The sequence below is a fragment of the Kaistella treverensis genome (genome assembly GCF_900114045.1).
Taxonomy (GTDB): domain Bacteria; phylum Bacteroidota; class Bacteroidia; order Flavobacteriales; family Weeksellaceae; genus Kaistella; species Kaistella treverensis.
This window is the reverse complement of the sequence record NZ_FORQ01000001.1, coordinates 922900-942089: the sequence shown is the minus strand read 5'-3', so window position 1 is coordinate 942089 and position 19190 is coordinate 922900. Positions and strand designations below refer to the sequence as shown.

15 protein-coding genes are annotated in these 19190 nt (G+C 40.0%); 12 read left to right on the top strand and 3 right to left on the bottom strand.

What is annotated here, in order from left to right; genetic code table 11:
• The first annotated feature begins 5 nt into the window (after positions 1-5).
• The 5 genes from BMZ55_RS04425 (at position 6) to BMZ55_RS04405 (ending at position 7794) form a co-directional block, all read left to right on the top strand.
• Positions 6-1358 carry a SusE domain-containing protein gene (locus BMZ55_RS04425; protein WP_089818992.1) on the top strand — a complete coding sequence of 451 codons (1353 nt, stop codon included), beginning with the start codon at positions 6-8 and terminating at the stop codon, positions 1356-1358.
• 222 nt (positions 1359-1580) lie between these two features.
• Positions 1581-3737: a glycoside hydrolase family 97 protein gene (locus tag BMZ55_RS04420; RefSeq protein WP_089818990.1), complete on the top strand. Its 2157-nt coding sequence runs from the start codon at positions 1581-1583 to the stop codon at positions 3735-3737.
• Between the two features lie 234 nt (positions 3738-3971).
• Positions 3972-5828, top strand: a complete 1857-nt coding sequence (locus tag BMZ55_RS04415) for a glycoside hydrolase family 13 protein (protein ID WP_089818988.1) — start codon at positions 3972-3974, stop codon at positions 5826-5828.
• Positions 5829-5853: 25 nt separating this feature from the next.
• The gene (locus tag BMZ55_RS04410; RefSeq protein WP_089818986.1) at positions 5854-6375 is read left to right on the top strand and encodes a nuclear transport factor 2 family protein; all 522 of its coding nucleotides are present in this window, start codon (positions 5854-5856) and stop codon (positions 6373-6375) included.
• Between the two features lie 36 nt (positions 6376-6411).
• Positions 6412-7794, top strand: a complete 1383-nt coding sequence (locus tag BMZ55_RS04405; protein WP_089818984.1) for an MFS transporter — start codon at positions 6412-6414, stop codon at positions 7792-7794.
• Between the two features lie 221 nt (positions 7795-8015).
• Here BMZ55_RS04405 and BMZ55_RS04400 read toward each other — a convergent pair whose 3' ends face one another.
• Positions 8016-8522, bottom strand: a complete 507-nt coding sequence (locus BMZ55_RS04400) for a hypothetical protein (RefSeq protein ID WP_143068742.1) — start codon at positions 8520-8522, stop codon at positions 8016-8018.
• Between the two features lie 289 nt (positions 8523-8811).
• Between BMZ55_RS04400 and BMZ55_RS04395 the strand changes: the two genes are divergently transcribed.
• Positions 8812-9522 carry a pirin family protein gene (locus BMZ55_RS04395; RefSeq protein WP_089819422.1) on the top strand — a complete coding sequence of 237 codons (711 nt, stop codon included), beginning with the start codon at positions 8812-8814 and terminating at the stop codon, positions 9520-9522.
• Positions 9523-9587: 65 nt separating this feature from the next.
• On the opposite strand, the gene BMZ55_RS04390 is transcribed toward BMZ55_RS04395, so the two are convergent.
• The gene (locus BMZ55_RS04390; protein ID WP_089818979.1) at positions 9588-10496 is read right to left on the bottom strand and encodes a DUF808 family protein; all 909 of its coding nucleotides are present in this window, start codon (positions 10494-10496) and stop codon (positions 9588-9590) included.
• Positions 10497-10793: 297 nt separating this feature from the next.
• Here BMZ55_RS04390 and purM point away from each other — a divergent pair, with 297 nt between their 5' ends.
• From purM to guaA, 5 genes are all read left to right on the top strand, one after another.
• On the top strand, positions 10794-11783 hold the full coding sequence (purM, locus tag BMZ55_RS04385) for a phosphoribosylformylglycinamidine cyclo-ligase (RefSeq protein ID WP_089818977.1): 990 nt from the start codon (positions 10794-10796) through the stop codon (positions 11781-11783).
• Positions 11784-11834: 51 nt separating this feature from the next.
• Positions 11835-12401, top strand: coding sequence for a phosphoribosylglycinamide formyltransferase (gene purN, locus BMZ55_RS04380; protein ID WP_089818975.1), 567 nt, complete (start codon positions 11835-11837; stop codon positions 12399-12401).
• A gap of 92 nt (positions 12402-12493) precedes the next feature.
• The gene (gene purH / locus BMZ55_RS04375) at positions 12494-14011 is read left to right on the top strand and encodes a bifunctional phosphoribosylaminoimidazolecarboxamide formyltransferase/IMP cyclohydrolase (protein ID WP_089818973.1); all 1518 of its coding nucleotides are present in this window, start codon (positions 12494-12496) and stop codon (positions 14009-14011) included.
• 98 nt (positions 14012-14109) lie between these two features.
• Entirely contained in the window at positions 14110-15348 is a 1239-nt protein-coding gene (purD, locus tag BMZ55_RS04370; protein ID WP_089818971.1) for a phosphoribosylamine--glycine ligase, read from the top strand.
• Positions 15349-15576: 228 nt separating this feature from the next.
• Positions 15577-17106, top strand: coding sequence for a glutamine-hydrolyzing GMP synthase (guaA, locus tag BMZ55_RS04365; RefSeq protein WP_089818969.1), 1530 nt, complete (start codon positions 15577-15579; stop codon positions 17104-17106).
• 28 nt (positions 17107-17134) lie between these two features.
• Here the strand turns inward: guaA and BMZ55_RS04360 are convergent, their stop codons facing one another.
• Positions 17135-17776, bottom strand: a complete 642-nt coding sequence (locus tag BMZ55_RS04360) for a hypothetical protein (RefSeq protein WP_089818967.1) — start codon at positions 17774-17776, stop codon at positions 17135-17137.
• Between the two features lie 52 nt (positions 17777-17828).
• Here BMZ55_RS04360 and BMZ55_RS04355 point away from each other — a divergent pair, with 52 nt between their 5' ends.
• Positions 17829-19181 carry a DEAD/DEAH box helicase gene (locus BMZ55_RS04355; RefSeq protein WP_089818965.1) on the top strand — a complete coding sequence of 451 codons (1353 nt, stop codon included), beginning with the start codon at positions 17829-17831 and terminating at the stop codon, positions 19179-19181.
• Positions 19182-19190 lie beyond the last annotated feature (9 nt).

The window sequence follows — 19190 nt, the reverse complement described above, 5'->3', positions numbered from 1 at the left end:
CAAAAATGAAAAATATTTTAAAATTATTAAGCCTGCTTCTCCTGCCTTTACTTTTGGTAAATGCGTGTAGAGAAGATGCGGACCGCAACTGGACCTCGCCAGAGCCGTCTTTCAAATTACATGACACTACTTTGGGCAGCAACGTTCTGTACCCAACTATGGAAAACAATCCATTTGTTTTAAGCTGGGACGATGCAGTTTCCGGAAGTGGATCTTATACCGTTTATCTTTCTTCAACAGCGGATTTTAAGAGCAAGGTTGAGCTTGGAAAATCTGAGACCAATTCTTTAAAATCAAGCATTGGTGCTTTAAATGAAGCAATGCTGAAAGCAGGTTTAAATCCTTATTCTTCTGAAACAGCATATGTACGCGTTGAAAGAGGAACCGAAGTTTCAAACACGGTTACTTTCGCAGTAACTACCTATCCGGAAGACGGCCCGATGATTGTAAATCCAGCTGCAGGTTCTTCCTTGGTTTTAGATGAAAACGCTCCGGATGCTACTGCAACTACAATTAAATGGAACGATTACACAAAATATGGTGTAAAAGTGACTTATTTAGTAGAAATGGCTGCAGCAAATTCTGACGTTTATTTCCCGCTTGGAACGGTAGAAAATGCTAAAGAATTAGCACTTACAAACCTTGCAATGGATCAGGCAGTTTTGAAAACCGGTGCGGTTGCAAACGTAGCAAGTGATGTAAAAGTTCGTGTTACAGCAACTTCATCTTCAATTGGTGGAACCATCGTTAAAACTTCAGATGTTGTAACCTTTAAAGTTACACCTTACCAATTGGAATCTTTCATGTACGTTCCAGGTGCTTACCAGAATTGGGATCCTGCAACTGCTGTGGCCATCCGTTCTGCAACAAGCAACGGCGTTTATGTAGGCTATATTAATTTTACTGCTCCAAACTCAGCATTTAAAATTACACCTGAAAGAAACTGGACAAACAGTTATGGTTCTACAGGCGGGAACAACCTTACCTATAATGATGGAAATGATTTAGTTGCACCAAACGTAGGTTGGCAAAAACTTACTGTTGATCTTAACGAGATGACTTACGAACTAACTCCTTATTCTTGGGGAATTATTGGTAGCGCAAGCCCTGGCGGTTGGGATAACGACACCGATATGGTTTTCAACAGCACCACTCAGAAATGGGAAATTGAGAACATTGCACTAACCGTTGGTGAAATCAAATTCAGATTGAACAACGCTTGGACAGTAGATTACGGAGACAATGGAAATGATGGAACTTTAGAGAGAGGTGCTGCCAACATCCCGATTACGGAAGCTGGTAACTACAAAATTACTTTCGACGAAGAAAATCAGTTGTGGACTAAAACAAAATTGTAAAAAAACCACCAAATAAGACCGAAAAAAAACTGTTGCTTTTAGCAGCAGTTTTTTTTATGCTTTTAAAAGATAAAGAAGCCCGAAAAATTGGCGGTTCATAACATTTTCTCTAAATTTATTGATTCGTAAAATCATTTTGAAATCGCCAATATTAAACCTCTAACAAGCAAAAAAAATCCAGACAGGCGATTCCATAAGCCATAAAAAAGACAATTACTTCTTATGAAAAATATAAAAATCTCCGCATTTTTCCTTTTGCTCGGGACGCTCGGGCTGAATGCGCAATCTCTGAAATCACCCGACGGAAAATTTGAAATGAACTTTCAGCTGAAAGCCGGTGTGCCTTATTATGATCTGAAATATCAGGGAAAAACCGTGGTTGAAGATTCCAAATTAGGTTTAAGACTTTTGCGCGATGGAAATATTCAGTTCGCCTCCGAAATTGAAAATAAAGACCAGAAAGGGAAAAATCTTGACACTGGTTTTACCAAAACTGCTGAAAAATTCGATACCAAAAATGAAACCTGGGATCCGATTATGGGCGAAAAAAAGTCTTACCTTAATCATTATAACGAACTGGCGGTTACGTTAAACCAGGCGGAGAATGACCGATATATTGTCGTAAAATTCCGATTATTCAATGACGGTTTAGGATTTAGATATGAATTCCCGCAGCAGAAAAATCTGAATTATTTCATTATCAAAGAAGAAGATTCCGAGATCGATCTGCCAACTGATATGAAAGCCTGGTGGCTCGCCGGAGATTATGATTCTCAGGAATACCAAACTCAAACCAGCAATTTATCCGAAATTCCGGCGAAATGGCCAACTTCTTACGACGGTAATGCATCGCAAACTTTAATTAAAAACGCGGTTCAGACGCCATTAATGTTGAAAAAAGAAGGAAAAGATCAGTTATACATTAATATCGCGGAAGCTGCAGTTATCAATTATCCGGCTTCAAATCTGGAACTGGACGCGGAAAATTTTAAATTTAAAACACATCTTACACCAGACGCGCAGGGGGCAAAAGGATATATTCAAACTCCGGCGGTTTCCCCGTGGCGAACCATCATCGTTTCTCCAAAAGCGGAAGAAGTTTTAGCATCCAAAATGCTTTTTAACCTCAATGAACCTACGGAGTACAAAGACACTTCTTACATTCACCCGACCAAATATATGGGCGTTTGGTGGGAAATGATTATCGGAAAATCACAATGGGCTTATTCTACGGCGAACAATGTTCACATCGGCAAAACCGATTTCACCAAACTGACTCCAAATGGAAACCACGCTGCCAACAATACCAAAGTCAAAGAATACATCGATTTTGCTTCCGCAAACGGTTTCGATGCACTTTTGATTGAAGGCTGGAACACCGGCTGGGAAGACTGGTTCGGTCACAGCAAAGAATTCGTTTTCGATTTCATCACGCCATATCCGGATTTTGATATTAAAATGCTCAACGACTACGCGCATTCAAAAAACATCAGATTAATGATGCACCACGAGACTTCGGGTTCTGCCACGAATTACGAACGATGGGCAGACGAAGCGTTTAAATTGATGAACAAATATGGCTACGAATCGGTGAAAACAGGCTATGTCGGCAATATTATTCCGCGCGGCGAGCACCATTATTCACAATGGACGATCAATCATTACCGCAGAATCGCCGAAAAAGCCAACAATTATAAAATCATGGTCAATTCACACGAATCCGTGCGTCCGTCAGGTTTAAGCCGAACTTATCCGAACTGGATCGCGGCGGAAGCTGCGCGCGGAACAGAATTCGAAGCTTTTGGCGGAAATAACCCGGATCACCAGACGATTTTACCGTTCACAAGATTTATCGGCGGACCAATGGACTACACGCCAGGAATTTTCCAAACCAAGCTTGATTATTACTTCCCCGGCGACACGCGTTTCGTGAAAACCACCTTGGCGAAGCAGCTTGCGCTCTATGTCGTGATGTATTCACCGTTGCAGATGGCGGCTGATTTACCTGAAAATTACGCGAAACATATGGACGCTTTTCAGTTCATCAAAGATGTTGCGGTGGATTGGGATGACACCAAAATTTTAGCCGCTGAACCGGGAGATTTTATCCATACAGCTAGAAAAGCAAAAGGAAAAGACGAGTGGTATGTGGGCGGAATTACCGATGAAAACGCGCGCAATTTCACCGTAGATTTTTCTTTCCTTCCGAAAGGCAAAAAATACGAAGCTACCGTGTATGCAGACGGTGACACAGCAGATTACATCAACAATCCGCAGTCTTATAAAATTTACAAAAAAACCGTAACGAGCAAAACCAAAATTCCGGTAAAACTCGCGCGCAGTGGCGGTTACGCCATTTCGGTAAAACCAAAAAATTAGTGCTTTTAAGCGCGAAAATTTCAGCTCCTAAAAATCTCAAAAAATTAGCCGCTTTTTGGACGTTTTTTTTGAGTTTGTCGAAAAACAATATCAGTTTTTTCAGGAGCTTTTTCCCGCTTTCCGCTGTATCTTTTGCTCCGCTCCGCGTCGCAAAAGGATGCCGCTGCAATCGGGGCTAATGACAAATCGGTGAACATTGGCGCTCGCTTCGCTCGCGCCCCAAAAATTATTACAATGAAGAAAATCGCATTTTTTTGCCTCTTTATCTCGGTATTTTCCTTTGCCCAAATCCAAAAGGTAGAACCCGCATTTTGGTGGAAAGGCATGAAAAATCCCGAACTCCAGATTATGGTGTACGGGAAAGACATTTCCAAATATTCGGTCGATTTATCCGATAAAATTTCCATCAAAGACCTTACGAAAACCGAAAATCCAAACTACGTTTTCATTACGGTAAACACGGATGAGATTAATTCGCCTACCTTTAAAATCAATTTTAAAGACAAGAATAAAACCGTTTATTCCTACACTTACGAACTGAAAAGCCGCAAACCCAATTCCGCGGAGCGAAATTCTTTTACTTCGAAAGATGTCATGTATCTGATCATGCCGGATCGCTTTGCCAACGGCGATGAGAAAAACGATTCTCAGAAAAATCTCACAGATAAATTGAATAGAAATGCACCCAACGGTCGTCATGGCGGAGATTTACGTGGCATCATCAATAATTTGGATTATTTGCAAAATCTAGGTGTTACGGCGCTTTGGCTCACGCCCGCGAATGAAGACAACGAAAAACAAACTTCCTATCATGGCTACGCGCAAACCGATTTATACAAAATCGACGGCCGTTACGGAACCAATGAAGAATATCTGGAACTTTCCCGTGAACTTCAGAAGCGCGGCATGATGCTTATTCAGGATTATGTCACGAATCACTGGGGAATTTCGCACTGGCTTATTCAGGATTTGCCGACTAAAGACTGGATTCATCAGTTCCCGGATGGTGAAGGTAAATACGGTTTCAAAAGATCGAATTACCGAACAACTTCGCAGTTCGACACCAATGTTGCGGAAATCGACAAAAAAGAAGCTTTAAACGGTTGGTTTGATACCACCATGCCGGATTTAAATCAAAGCAATCCTTTGGTTTTGAAATATTTAACGCAAAACGCTATTTGGTGGATTGAATACGCAGAACTCGGCGGAATGCGCGTAGATACCTACCCCTACAATGATAAAACTGGGATGGCAAAATGGGCGAAAGCAATCACCGATGAATATCCGAAATTTAATATCGTCGGCGAAGCCTGGATGTACAATCCCGCACATATTTCTTACTGGCAAAAAGACTCAAAAATTGCCGAAATAGACGGTTATAATTCCAATCTGCCGTCTGTTATGGATTTTACGTTGTACACCGATTTGCCAGGCGCGCTGAAGGAAGAGGAAAGTTGGGACAAAGGAATGATTAAAATCTACAATTCGTTCGGCAACGATTTTCTTTATCCTGACATTAATAATATTTTGGTTTTCTTCGAAAATCACGATACCGAAAGGTTTAATGAAATTTTCAACGGCGACGCGCGCTATTACAAAATGGCACTGTCGCTGATTTCCACCGTGCGCGGAATACCTCAGATTTATTACGGTTCCGAAATCGGAATGCGTGGTGAAAAATCCAAAGGTGATGCCGACATCCGCCGCGATTTCCCAGGTGGCTGGAAAGGTGATCAACAAAATGCTTTCGATCCGAAAACGCAAACTGCAGAACAAAAAGAATTTCACGACTACACCCAAAAACTTTTGAACTGGCGGAAAAATAAAGACGTCATCCACATCGGAAAAACCAAACATTATATGCCAAAAGAAAAGGTGTATGTTTATTTCCGCTATAATGACAAAGAAAAAGTAATGGTGGTCATTAATAACAATGAAAAAGACCAGACTTTTGCTTTAAACCGTTTCGCAAAATCATTAAACGGAGTTTCCTCTGGAACCGATGTAATTTCCGGAAAAAAACACCCAATTAGCAGCGAAAAAAAATTAACGGTTTCTCAGAAATCTTCTTTAATTTTAGAACTGAAATAATTTCCAAAAAAATGCCCATTTAACAATGAAAAAATATACTACCCTCGGAATCCTGTTGCTTGTCTTCGGATTTTCTATTTCCTTATCAGCCCAGACAAAAGGTTTCTATGAAAATGTGCAGAAGAAAAATGTTTCTAAAGTTTTAGATGATTTAAACACTTTCGCCGCCACCACGGATTACGAAAAATATTTCGACCTCTACGCGGAGGAATCAACATTTAATGGTACCGACGCCACAGAAATATGGAATAAAAAAGAATTTATGGTTTGGGCAAAACCTTACTTTGACAAAGGAAAAGCCTGGAATTTTACTTCGTTAAAAAGAAATATCACTTTCAGCGCCGACGGAAAATATGCCTGGTTTGATGAACTTTTGGATACGCAGATGAAAATTTGCCGCGGCTCCGGCGTTCTGGAAAAAATCGGTGGAAAATGGAAAATCCGCCAGTACGTGTTATCCATGACCGTTCCTAATGACGTTAATGATCAGGTAACCGCAATAAAAGCGCCCATCGAAGACGCTTTAATGACCGAATTGAAAAAATAATCTGATTTAAATTATACCAATATTAATAAAAAAAATATGGCTAAAAGAATAAAACCCAATCTCAGTCTGGCTCAGATCATCAACATGAGTATGGGATTTCTCGGCATCCAGATGGCTTTCGGATTGCAAAATGGGAACGCCAGTAGAATTCTCGCGAACTTCGGTGCTGATGTCCACGAACTTTCCTGGTTTTGGCTCGTGGCACCAATCACCGGACTTTTGGTTCAACCGATTATCGGGCATATGGGCGACAATACCTGGAGTCCGCTTGGGCGTAGAAAACCGTATTTTTTAATTGGTGCCGTGCTTTGCGCCGTTGGTCTTGTATTTTTACCTAATGCCGCTTCCGTAACAGCTATGATGGGCGCCAGCGTTTTGCTTTTGGCGGTGATTTTCCTTGCGATGATGGATGCTTCAATTAATGTGGCGATGGAACCTTTTCGCGCTTTGGTGGGCGACATGTTGCCGAAACATCAGGGAACTCTGGGTTTCAGCGTACAGACGATTTTAATTGGAATTGGTGCCGTAATCGGTTCTGAAATGCCAAACTGGCTTACCAAAATGGGCGTTTCAAATGTGGCGCCGGAAGGTTATGTGGCCGATAACGTGATCTACGCGTTTTACGTAGGCGCGGCGGTCTTAATTATTTCAATTTTATATACAGTTTTGAGCACGCGAGAATATTCTCCACAGGAATTTGCCGATTTTTCTGATGACGAACCAAACCTTGAAAAGTCAAAATTCTCTGATATATTCAAAGATTTTGCGAAAATTCCTCCTTTAATGAAAAAATTAGGTGCAGTGCAGTTTTTCTCCTGGTTCGCATTGTTCACCATGTGGGTTTTCACCACAAGTGCTTTGGCGACGCATCATTTCGGACTTGCTCCGGACGATACCAAATCTTTAGAATTCAATAAAGCAGGTGATTTAACCGGACATTTATTCGGTTTGTATAATTTATTTGCGATTCCGTTTGCATTTTTGCTGACACCAATTGCAAAAGCGATCGGTAAAAAACAGACGCATGCTTTGGCTTTATTTTGCGGAGGTTTGGGACTGATTTCCATGTTTTTTATTAAAGACACGAACATGCTTTGGATTTCCATGGTCGGTCTTGGTTTTGCGTGGGCGAGTATTTTAGCGATGCCATACGCAATGCTGATTGACGCAATTCCTTTAAGAAAAATGGGGGTTTATATGGGAATTTTTAATTTTTTCATCGTAATTCCGCAGATCATTAACGGGATTTTTGGTGGACCGATCGTGAAAAATCTCTTCGGAAATATGGCAATTGAATATGTGGTTGTTGGTGGCGTCTGTATGCTGATTGCAGCGGCCGTAACCATGTTTTTAATCAAAAATGATCCCGATGAATCGCCGCAGGAATTGCAGGAAGAAATTCAGCAGGTTCACTTTTAAAATACAGTAGATATAGATAGTAAGGAACGGGCTTTTGTCCGTTTTTTATTTGCGTTTTAAGGAAATGTAGTTGGATTAAAAAGCAGTTTGTTTTTCCATGATAAAATCTATTTTACTTCTTCTCTCAAGACGCGACTTCAATTGGCAACATTTAATTCCTTAGAAATAGTAAATAAAAAAAGCGAACAAAAAATGCCCGCTTTAGTGTAGATTTAAATTTCTTACGGTCCCTCTGGTTCCTCCGTAACTGTAGATTCTTTTTTGCATTTAGCAGAACAGTTCGAACAGCTACAATTCCCTCCGAATATTTCTGCATTGCATCCGTGTGCACATTGAGTTGATGTGCATTTACAAGTTTTCCTTTCACTAATCAATGCTGTTTCATCACCGTTTGTAGAGAATATATGCGCTATACTTATTCCGTTTGTTGTTTTTGCCTGTAATACATAAATAGGCTTATCAGCGTCTTTTTCATTCTTTTCCGATTGTGTTAGTTTTCTTAACCTAATATCAGATAATTTTTGGTTTTTTTCAAGTCCAGCATCTCTGCCTATTCTGTTAATTATTTCACCGCCAGAGATGTCTTTATTTAAATCAGATTTTACAGTAAACCGATTTGAAAGCGGATTTGAAGTATCAATCTTTGTAAATGCTGTCACTCTTGCTTCGCAAGAAAATAACATCATTATCAATAATAATGTTGATGAGAAACTTAAAAGTGTTTTCATAATAAATTATTTAATTGATTCTTATAGTAAAAATATCAAAAAAATCTTTATGAATGTCCAAAACTGAATAAACGTGCTTTTTTTTTAGCAATTTTTTATATTTGTTTAAAAAAATTAAAATTTTAAATTTATTTTCAGCATATCAAATGTTGTTTAAGGCAGTATATTTTAAAAAAAATTATTATTATAAATAGCCTTTCTTTTAAACTGAAAATTTCTTATCTTATATCAATGACTGGGAAAGTCTGATATTTTAAATTTGTAGTATTAAATGATCAAACGCAACAAAATGACAACAGTATACCACAAAGCAGATTCCCGCGGTTTTGCGGATCACGGCTGGTTAAAATCTTACCATACTTTCAGTTTTGCCAATTATTACAATCCGGAACGCATGAATTTTGGTGCTTTGCGGGTTTTAAATGACGATCAGGTCGCTTCTGGAATGGGTTTCGGCGCGCATCCGCACCGCGATATGGAAATAATTTCCATTCCGCTCGAAGGAGATTTGGAACATAAAGATTCCATGGGAACTTCTGCCGTCATCCGTAACGGTGAAATTCAGGTGATGAGCGCCGGAACCGGAGTTCAGCACAGCGAGTACAACAAAAATAAAGATGAATTGGTGAAATTTCTGCAGATTTGGGTAATTCCGAACAAGATGAATGTGACGCCGCGTTACGACCAAATCAGCATTAAAGAAAATGAAAAGATGAATGAATTTCAGCAGATTCTTTCACCAAATGCTGATGACGACGGCGTTTGGATTCATCAGGATGCGTGGTTTAATTTGGGGAAATTCGACCAAATAACCGCCAAAAAATATGATTTGCACAAAAAAGGCAACGGTGTTTATATTTTTATTTTAAAAGGTTCCGCGAAAGTTGGCGATCAGGTTTTAGAAACACGAGACGGTTTCGGAATTTGGGAAACCGAAAATTTCACCATTGAAGCCGGAGAAAATTCCGAAATTTTAATGATGGAAGTTCCGATGAATTAAAAATCAAAAAGAAGAGCAAAAAAGCAGGAAATTTTTCCTGCTTTTTTTATTTTGATAATGATATATTATTTTTTTATCAGCGCAAATGCCTTGCTGCCAATTTTAAAAACAGGAATGGCGATTAAGCCGCCAATAATTCCGGCCAAAGATTCTCTCGCAATAGAATTCCAGTTTGGTAAAAAATGATCATGAACCCACTCAATATAATGAACGAAAATTCCGCCTGCGACCAAAATTAATGCGACAGTACCCACCACGCCCAGGCCTTTAATAACCCACGGCAAAGCATTCACCAGAAAATTTCCCACTGAAACCAATACGCCACTTTCTGTTTTCGATTTTTTAATAAGTCGATAGCCCGCATCGTCCATACGCACAATGAGTGCAACAATGCCGTAGACCCCTACTGTTGCGATTATCGCTACAATAGAAACGGTTACAATTTCCACAAGCAGCGGATTGAATTGTGATTTTAAGGCCTCGTAACCATCTTTCGCAGACGCTAAAGAAATAATTACGATTTCCAGTGAAAGTATGAAATCTGTCGTAACGGCGGACTTTATTTTTGATTTTTCAAGCTCAGCGGCATTTTCGTCGCTTTTTGTTGCTTCTTCAATTACTTCGTGTCCTTTTTTGCCACGGTGAAAAACATATTCAATAATTTTTTCAATGCCTTCATACGCCAGATAAAATCCGCCAAAAATCAGAATAATGTTGATTGCCGGCTCATAAAGCCATTGCAACAAAAATACCACGGGAACGATGATGAGTTTGTTAATGAAGGATCCCTGCATAATTTTCATCAACACCGGAATTTCACGAGATTCCAGAAAACCCGTTGCCTTTTCCGCATTCACTGCAAGGTCATCACCCAAAATCCCCGCAGTTTTTTGAGTTGCTATTTTTGCGGTGACCGCCACGTCGTCCATTAATGCTGCTATATCATCTAATATTGCGAAAAATCCTGAAGCCATAAAATTTATTTGAAGCAAAAATAGAGAATTTTATAAGCATTTCTTTAAAATTATTTTCCGCGCAGCAACATTAATAAAAAATTGTGAGCCGAAATTTCATCATCGATTTAAAAATCATTATTTTCGCAAAACCAAATTTTTAGAAGTGAAAGCGCCTCAATTTTATTCACCAAAAGAAATAAACCAAAGTTTTGGAGAGAAAATTGACGCTGAAAAATAATGAAAAGCCGACGGTCAGACTGACTTTCGGCTTTTTTATTTCCGTAACTTTATAGTACATTATTTAAAAAAGCAACCATGAGCAATACCTATAAATCTGCCGGTGTAGACAAAGAAGAAGGCTACAAGACCGTAGATAAAATTAAATCTGCTGTCGCAGAAACGCACAACCCGAATGTTTTAAATAATTTGGGAAGCTTCGGTGCTTTTTATGAAATTGCAGGTTACAAAAATCCGGTTTTGGTCAGCGGAACGGATGGAGTAGGAACGAAACTTAAAGTCGCACTCGATTCTAAAAAATATGATTCAATCGGCGTTGATTGTTTTGCTATGTGCGCGAACGATATCATCTGCCACGGCGCAAAACCTTTATTTTTCCTTGATTATTTAGCCTGCGGAAAACTTGATGCTGATATTGCGGCAGAAATTGTGATGGGAATGGTGAAAGCTTGCAAAGACAACAATTGCGCGCTGATTGGTGGTGAAACCGCGGAAATGCCCGGAATGTACAAACCTGGTGATTACGATGTCGCCGGTTTTTGCGTTGGAATTGTAGAAAAAAACCATATTATCGATGGTTCTAAAATAAAGAAAGGCTGTAAAATTATCGCCTTGCCGAGTTCCGGTTTCCATTCCAACGGATTTTCTTTGGTGAGAAAAATTTTCCCGGATTTTAATGAAGAATTTGAAGGAAAACCACTTTACGAAACGCTTTTGGAACCGACAAGATTGTATTTTCAACCCATTCATAAAATTTTGGAAGAGGTGAGATTGGCCGGAATTGCGCACATCACCGGCGGTGGAATTATTGAAAATATTCCCCGAATTATCCCCGAAAATTTGTGCGCCACAATTGAAACTTCGAAAATTAGAATTCCGTCCGTAATGTTGGAACTGGAAAAAAGAGGAAATATTGAGCGAATGGAAATGTACGGAACGTTCAATATGGGTGTCGGAATGGTGGTTGTGGTTGATCCGGAACACGCCGGAAAAGTCATGAACTTGGTGGAAGATGCGTACGAAATTGGCGAAATCACCGAAGGACCGGAAAAAATCCAACTGATTTAAAAAATTGAAAATTTTTAGCCCTTTAAACGGCAAATTTTTATGTTTTGTAAAATGAAAAAGATTGTTGTTTTAGTTTCCGGTGGCGGCACCAATTTGCAGCGAATTATCGACTGCGTTGAAAGTGGCGAAATTGCTGACGCACAAATCAGTTTGGTGGTTGCAGACCGCGACTGCTACGGTTTAGAAAGAGCAAAAAAACATCAAATTAAGGCCGAAAAAATTCCGCGTGGGAAAAATTTCTCCCAGGAATTGATAAGTATTTTGCCAAAAAACACCGACTTGATCGTGCTTGCAGGTTTTTTGTCCATTTTACCGGCAGAATTTTGCAATTCATTTTCCGGAAAAATTATCAATATTCATCCGGCATTGCTGCCAAAATTTGGTGGAAAGGGAATGTGGGGAAATCACGTGCACGAAGCGGTTTTAAAAGCCGGTGAAATAGAAAGTGGTGCGACGGTGCATTACGTTACAGCCGGCATCGATGAAGGCGAAATTATTCTTCAGAAATCATTCGAAATTTCCACGGAGGAAACTTTAGAATCTTTAGTAAAGAGAATCCACGAGGTTGAATTTGAGATTTATCCGGAGGCGATAAATTTAGCTTTAGGAAACAAATGAGAAACTAAAAATTTGGCTCAAAAAGGGCCGAAAATTTAAAAATAACCGTTGGTGAAAGAACGGAATCTAATAAAAAGTAAAAAAGAAAGAAAATGTTAAAAAAACGAGCGCTGATCTCCGTTTCCGATAAATCCGGACTCATTGATTTTGCAAAATTTTTGGAAGTCAATAACTACGAACTGATTTCCACAGGCGGAACTTTTAAACATTTAAAAGATGCGGGTTTAAGCCCGATTCAAATTGATGAAGTCACCAATTTGCCCGAAATGTTAGACGGTCGCGTGAAAACGTTGCACCCGAAAGTTCACGGCGGTTTGCTCGCAGTTCGCGACAACGAGGAGCACATGAGCACTGTTGCGGAGCACAATATTTCGCTGATTGACATGGTAGTGGTAAATCTTTATCCATTTTTTGCACACGCAAATACCGATATTTCTTTGGAAGAAAAAGTAGAATTTATCGACATCGGCGGACCTTCCATGTTAAGGTCGGGTGCGAAGAATTTCCAGTCAGTTGCCGTAATTACCAATGTAGAAGATTATGCTTTGGTTCAAAGTGAAATGGAACAAAACGGCGACACGTCTCTAGAAACCCGGAAAAAATTAGCCGGAAAAGTTTTCAACATGACGTCAGCATACGACGCGGCGATTTCGCAAATGCTTTTAGATGAAGAATATCCGCAGTATCTGAACGCTTCTTATCAAAAAGTTTCTGATCTTCGATATGGTGAGAATCCTCATCAAAGCGCAGCTTACTACGTTTCAACCACAGAAAACGGCGCCATGAAAGATTTCGAAATTTTAGGCGGTAAAGAGCTGTCTTTTAACAATCTGCGCGATATGGATTTATGCTGGAAAGTCGTAAATGAATTCCAGAATGAAATGGCGTGCTGCGCGGTGAAACATTCCACGCCTTGTGGTGTAGCGATCGGAAATACTGCAGTAGAAACCTATACCAAAACTTTTGAATGTGATCCGGTTTCAATTTTTGGCGGCATTATCGGCATGAATTTTACCGTTGATTTGGCGACTGCAGAAGAACTCAACAAAACGTTCCTGGAAATTGTAATGGCGCCTAATTTTGATGATGATGCGCTGGAACTTTTAAAAAAGAAAAAAAATCTGCGGATTATCAAGATAAAAAATCCGGTTTCCGACACGCAAACCTGGGTGAAAATAGATGGCGGAATGTTGGTTCAGGCAACCGACAGCCAATTTTCCGAAGATATTAAAACGGTCACGACTTCGCAGCCAACATCAGAACAGGAAAAAGCGCTTTTGTTTGCACAACGCGTTGTAAAATACGTAAAATCAAATGCCATCGTGGTTTCAAACGGTTTTCAGGCATTGGGAATCGGCGGCGGTCAGGTGAACCGAATTTGGGCAACGCAACACGCTGTAGAACGAGCCAAAGAGAAATTCGGCGGTGATCTGGTTTTAGCTTCCGATGCTTTCTTCCCTTTCCGCGATGTGGTGGATTTTTGCGCGAAAGAAGGCATTAAAGCCATCATTCAGCCGGGTGGAAGTATGCGCGATGAGGAAAGCATCCAGGCATCGGATGAATACGGAATTCCGATGATGCTTACAGGTATGCGCCATTTTCTGCATTGATTTTGCTATAGTCCAGAAAACAGTGATTTTTTAGGCAAGTTTGAAAATGATTTTCAAATTCCTAAATTTGTTAAATTCAAAAAAAACAATCAAATAAAATGAAAATACTAATCGTAGGAAACGGCGCCAGAGAATCTGCCATCGCGATGAAGCTGAAAAGCGACCGAAGAATTTCTAAAATGTATTTCGCAAAAGGGAACGCGACTACAGACTTACTGGGACAAAACGTGTATGAAGACAGCATTGAAGGCTTACGCGATTTCGCCATCAAAGAAAGAATAGATCTTACGATTGTAGGGCCGGAAGCGCCTTTAGTTGCAGGAATTGTAGATGAATTTAAAAAGCACAACCTGAAAATTTTCGGACCGCGCAAAAGAACGGCGGAGCTTGAAGGTAGTAAGGCATTTTCGAAAAAATTCATGCAAACGCACAACATCAAAACTGCGAAAGCTGTAGTTTTTGATGCGTACCAAAGCGCGATCAATTATGTTCGTGAACAGCAATTCCCGATTGTCATCAAAGCCAGCGGACTTGCTGGTGGTAAAGGCGTGGTGATCGCCGACGATTTGGCAGAAGCAGAATCTACGATTCACAAATTTATGATCGAAAGAATTTACGGGGACGCCGGAATTCAGTTGGTTATTGAGGAATATCTGAGAGGTTTTGAAACTTCAATTATCGCTTTTTCAAATGGTACAAAACTTTTCCCGTGTATTCCCGTAAAAGATTATAAAAAAGCTGGAAACGGCGATATGGGTCCAAACACCGGCGGAATGGGAAGTGTGGCGCCAAGTCCGGAATTTACCGAAGAACATCAGCGTGATTTTGAGGAAAATATTTTAAAGCCAACTTTAGAAGGTCTGCATTCTTACAAAATCAATTTCAAAGGATTTATTTTCTTCGGCCTCATGGTTACCGGGAACGGAACTTATCTGCTGGAGTACAACATGCGTCTCGGCGATCCGGAAACACAGGTGATTATGGCGTTGTTGGAAAATAATCTCTACGATGTGATTATGGATTGTCTGGAAGGCAACGACATCGAACTAAAATTCCGTGACGAAAAAGCAGTGTGTCTCGTGATGTGTTCCGGCGGATATCCGCGCCAGATCGAAACCGGTTTTGAGATCAGAAACATCGATAAAATTTCGCACAGCGAAGTTTTATTTGCCGGCGCGCAAATGCGTGGCAACAAAACAGTAACTAGCGGTGGCCGCGTTTTAAGCTTGGTGGCGACCGGCGAAACCTACGACGAAGCGTGCAAGAAAGTATATGCAGATGCGAACATCATCCATTACGATTACGAATATTACCGCGAAGACATCGGTAAGTTTTAAAAAAAAGGCGTGGTTTTTCCACGTCTTTTTTTAGAATTTTTCAGGAGCCGGGAACCTGCTTTCAGCTCTATCTTTTGCTCTGCTTTGCGCCGCAAAAGGATGCCGCTTCAATCAGGGCTAAAAAATTCGCAGCTAAAAGCGCAGGTTTTTTAAAAATGCCAAAACAGCCATTTCACAAAAAAATGGCAAAATAACAGCAAATAAAATTATTTTTCGAATTTCAATATTATGCAAAACGGAATCATCATCCTTGACTTTGGATCACAATATAATCAACTCATCGGCCGGCGAATTCGCGAGCTTGGCGTTTATTCAGAAGTGCTGCCTTTCAATACACCTTTACAGGAAATCCTCGAGCGCGAACCATCCGGAATTATCCTTTCCGGCGGACCAAGTTCCGTGAATGTAGAAAACGCTAATTTAGTCGACAAAGCCTTATTCGAGCAAAATATTCCCGTTTTGGGAATTTGCTACGGCATGCAGCTTACGACGCATTTGCTTGGCGGAACCGTAAAAAAAGGCGTGAAGGGCGAGTACGGCAAAGCAAAACTTCAAATCCAGAAATCCAACCGTTTACTTTCAGGTGTCGGCAGATTTTCCACTGTTTGGATGAGCCATTTCGATGAGGTGGAAACCGTGCCACCAGGATTTGTCATCAACGGAACTACGGACGTAATTTCCGCCATTTCCGATGAAACTAAAAAAATATATTGTGTACAGTTCCACCCCGAAGTTTCGCACACCGAGGAAGGTTGGCGTATGATCGAAAACTTTGTTTTCAATATTTGCGAAGCACCAAAGAACTGGAAACTTACCAATTATATCGATACCGCAATTGCCCATATTAAAGAAACCGTTGGTCATCAAAAAGTAATTTTGGGACTTTCTGGCGGTGTAGATTCTTCTGTAGCGGCGGTCCTAATTCACCGCGCTATTGGCGATCAGCTTCAGTGTATTTTTGTGGATACCGGACTTTTACGCAAAGACGAAGGTAGAAAAGTGATGGAAAACTACGGCGAACATTTCAACCTGAAAATTGATATGGTAGATGCTGCTGACCGGTTTTTAGCAAAACTTGCAGGCGTTTCCGATCCAGAAGAAAAACGTAAAATCATCGGTAATGAATTTGTTGCCGTCTTCGATGAAGAATCGCATAAATTCGAAGGTGCAAAATTTTTAGCGCAAGGCACCATTTACCCGGATGTTATTGAAAGTCAGTCGGTGAAAGGTCCTTCCGCGGTTATAAAATCGCATCATAACGTAGGCGGACTTCCTGAACATATGAAAATGCAACTTTTGGAACCGCTGCGCGAACTTTTTAAAGATGAGGTTCGCAAAGTAGGTGAGGAGCTCGGAATTCCACATCATTTGGTTCATCGTCATCCGTTTCCGGGACCAGGTTTGGGAATCAGGATTTTGGGCGCTGTAGACGCAGAAAAAGTGAGAATTCTACAGGAAGCCGATGATATTTTTATCGAAGAATTATATAAAAATAAACTCTACGATACCGTTTCTCAGGCCTTTGTAGTTTTACTTCCGGTAAAATCTGTCGGTGTAATGGGCGACGAGCGTACTTATGAATTCACCGCTGTGGTACGCTCCGCAAACACGACCGACTTTATGACGGCAACATGGAGCCGTTTGCCGTACGAATTTTTAGATACTATTTCAAACCGAATTATAAACGAAGTTCGCGGCATCAATCGCGTTACTTACGACATTTCCAGCAAACCGCCGGCAACGATTGAATGGGAATAATTTTCAGAAAAAAACATCAAAAAAGGGGTTAATTTATTTTAATTCCTTTTTTTTCTAAGCGAATTTCAGAGAAAGGTTTTTCAAACTTTAAAGTGTCGGAATATTGGTAATTTTTTACCAGGTTTTTTGGGAAATTGAATTCCACTTTAAAAGGAACTTTTTCATATGAATTTCCAAGCAAAACCGCCACGGAATCGCCTTTCCAAACTGCATCTTCAATCCGGAACGACGGTCCATAAAACGCGATTTGTCTGGCTTCTTTTTTCTTTATATCCACCAAAACAATTTGCTGGTCGGCTTCAAAGCCGGCGTAACCATCAGGAGAAATAATCCAGTGATAGCTATCAATATCGAGGTAATTATCTTTGCTTTCATTAAAAATAAAAAAGGGCGCATAGATTTCATTGAAACCTTTTTGATTCAAAATTTTAACCGACGTTTCACCGTAGGATAATGGTGAAGTTTGTTGAAGTGTAAATTTTTCGGCTGAAAATGCCGGATTTTTTTCTTTATAATATTTAAACCAGTCGGTTAATTCTAAAAAATTCTGGGTTTTTTTGTCAGATTTTTCCGTTTTTAAAGCTGTTGCAGAAGTTTCGGTATTTTGAGATTTTTCCTGCTTTTCGCAGGAAATAAATACCAAAAAGAGTAACAGAATATAACCTTTCATTCCTCCAAATTACGAAATATTCTAATCCTGTCAAAAAAACTATCTTTGCAAAATGGAAAAAATGACTTTTGCCGATTTTAATCTTCCGGAAAAAATCCTTGATGTTTTAGCAGATTCCAATCTGTTTGAACCAACACCGATTCAGCAGAAAACCATAAGCCCTATTCTGTCGGGCCGCGATGTCATGGGAATTGCGCAAACCGGAACCGGAAAAACTTTGGCTTATCTTCTTCCTGTTCTGAAAACCTGGAAATATAACAAAACCGGAAACCCTACGGTTTTAATTCTGGTTCCTACGCGCGAACTTGTGGTTCAGGTTGCCGGCGTGGTGGAAAATTTAACACAAAATCTGACCACAAGAGTGATCGGAATTTACGGTGGTAAAAATATTAAAACCCAAAAACTGCTTTTTGCCGACGGTTGCGATATTTTAGTCGGAACGCCGGGCCGCGTAATGGATTTAGCGATTGACAATGCCATTTCGCTGAAAGAAGTCAATAAACTGATCATCGATGAGTTTGATGAAATGCTGAATTTGGGTTTCAAAGCGCAGCTGACGCATATTTTCGAGATGATGAAAGAGAAAAGACAGAATATTCTTTTTTCCGCAACCATGACTGAAGCTGTAGATGCCTTGCTTTATGAATATTTTTCGAGCCCGGTGGAAATTTCCTTAGCAAAATCCGGAACACCATTACAAAAAATCGAGCAAATTGGCTATAAAGTTGAAAATTTCAATACCAAAATTAATTTGCTACAACATCTTTTAGAAACGAATGACGATCTTTCTAAAGTATTGATTTTCTGCAATAACAAAAAAAATGCAGATTATCTTTTCACAAAAATTGATGAATTATTTCCGGGTGAATTTGATGTCATCCACTCTAATAAATCGCAGAATTACCGTTTAAACGCGATGCGCAGTTTTGAATCGCAAAAAGTGCGCGGTTTGATCACGACGGATATTATGGCGCGTGGTCTGGATATTTCAGATATTACGCACGTCATTAATTTTGAAATTCCGGAGGTTCCGGAGCAATATATTCACCGTATTGGCCGTACAGGTCGTGCGGATAAAAATGGTATCGCGATTTCATTCGTCACTAAAAAAGAAGAGGATTTATTGTTTGATATCGAATTTTTAATGGATCGCGCGGTGAAAATGATCGATTTCCCAGCCGAAGTGAAAATAAATCCAGTGAAAATTGCTTCAGAAAAAGATGAAGTGGTGATGAAAAATGCACACACCGTGAAACTTGAAGATGGCGGCGGCGCATTTCACGAGAAAAAAGACAAAAATAAAAAGGAAAACTGGGGCGGACCTCATGCCAGAAAAGCTCCGAAAAAAATTGGTGCAAACCGCGCGCAGGAAAAAGCAAAATCCAAAGCCAAAAGAAAAAAATAAGCTTTTGAT

Bases quoted from the DNA above. Each gene is read 5' to 3' on its own strand.
- BMZ55_RS04425 (WP_089818992.1), top strand. From the start codon at position 6: ATGAAAAATATTTTAAAATTATTAAGCCTGCTTCTCCTGCCTTTACTT.
- BMZ55_RS04420 (WP_089818990.1), top strand. From the start codon at position 1,581: ATGAAAAATATAAAAATCTCCGCATTTTTCCTTTTGCTCGGGACGCTC.
- BMZ55_RS04415 (WP_089818988.1), top strand. From the start codon at position 3,972: ATGAAGAAAATCGCATTTTTTTGCCTCTTTATCTCGGTATTTTCCTTT.
- BMZ55_RS04410 (WP_089818986.1), top strand. From the start codon at position 5,854: ATGAAAAAATATACTACCCTCGGAATCCTGTTGCTTGTCTTCGGATTT.
- BMZ55_RS04405 (WP_089818984.1), top strand. From the start codon at position 6,412: ATGGCTAAAAGAATAAAACCCAATCTCAGTCTGGCTCAGATCATCAAC.
- BMZ55_RS04400 (WP_143068742.1), bottom strand. From the start codon at position 8,522: ATGAAAACACTTTTAAGTTTCTCATCAACATTATTATTGATAATGATG.
- BMZ55_RS04395 (WP_089819422.1), top strand. From the start codon at position 8,812: ATGACAACAGTATACCACAAAGCAGATTCCCGCGGTTTTGCGGATCAC.
- BMZ55_RS04390 (WP_089818979.1), bottom strand. From the start codon at position 10,496: ATGGCTTCAGGATTTTTCGCAATATTAGATGATATAGCAGCATTAATG.
- purM (WP_089818977.1), top strand. From the start codon at position 10,794: ATGAGCAATACCTATAAATCTGCCGGTGTAGACAAAGAAGAAGGCTAC.
- purN (WP_089818975.1), top strand. From the start codon at position 11,835: ATGAAAAAGATTGTTGTTTTAGTTTCCGGTGGCGGCACCAATTTGCAG.
- purH (WP_089818973.1), top strand. From the start codon at position 12,494: ATGTTAAAAAAACGAGCGCTGATCTCCGTTTCCGATAAATCCGGACTC.
- purD (WP_089818971.1), top strand. From the start codon at position 14,110: ATGAAAATACTAATCGTAGGAAACGGCGCCAGAGAATCTGCCATCGCG.
- guaA (WP_089818969.1), top strand. From the start codon at position 15,577: ATGCAAAACGGAATCATCATCCTTGACTTTGGATCACAATATAATCAA.
- BMZ55_RS04360 (WP_089818967.1), bottom strand. From the start codon at position 17,776: ATGAAAGGTTATATTCTGTTACTCTTTTTGGTATTTATTTCCTGCGAA.
- BMZ55_RS04355 (WP_089818965.1), top strand. From the start codon at position 17,829: ATGGAAAAAATGACTTTTGCCGATTTTAATCTTCCGGAAAAAATCCTT.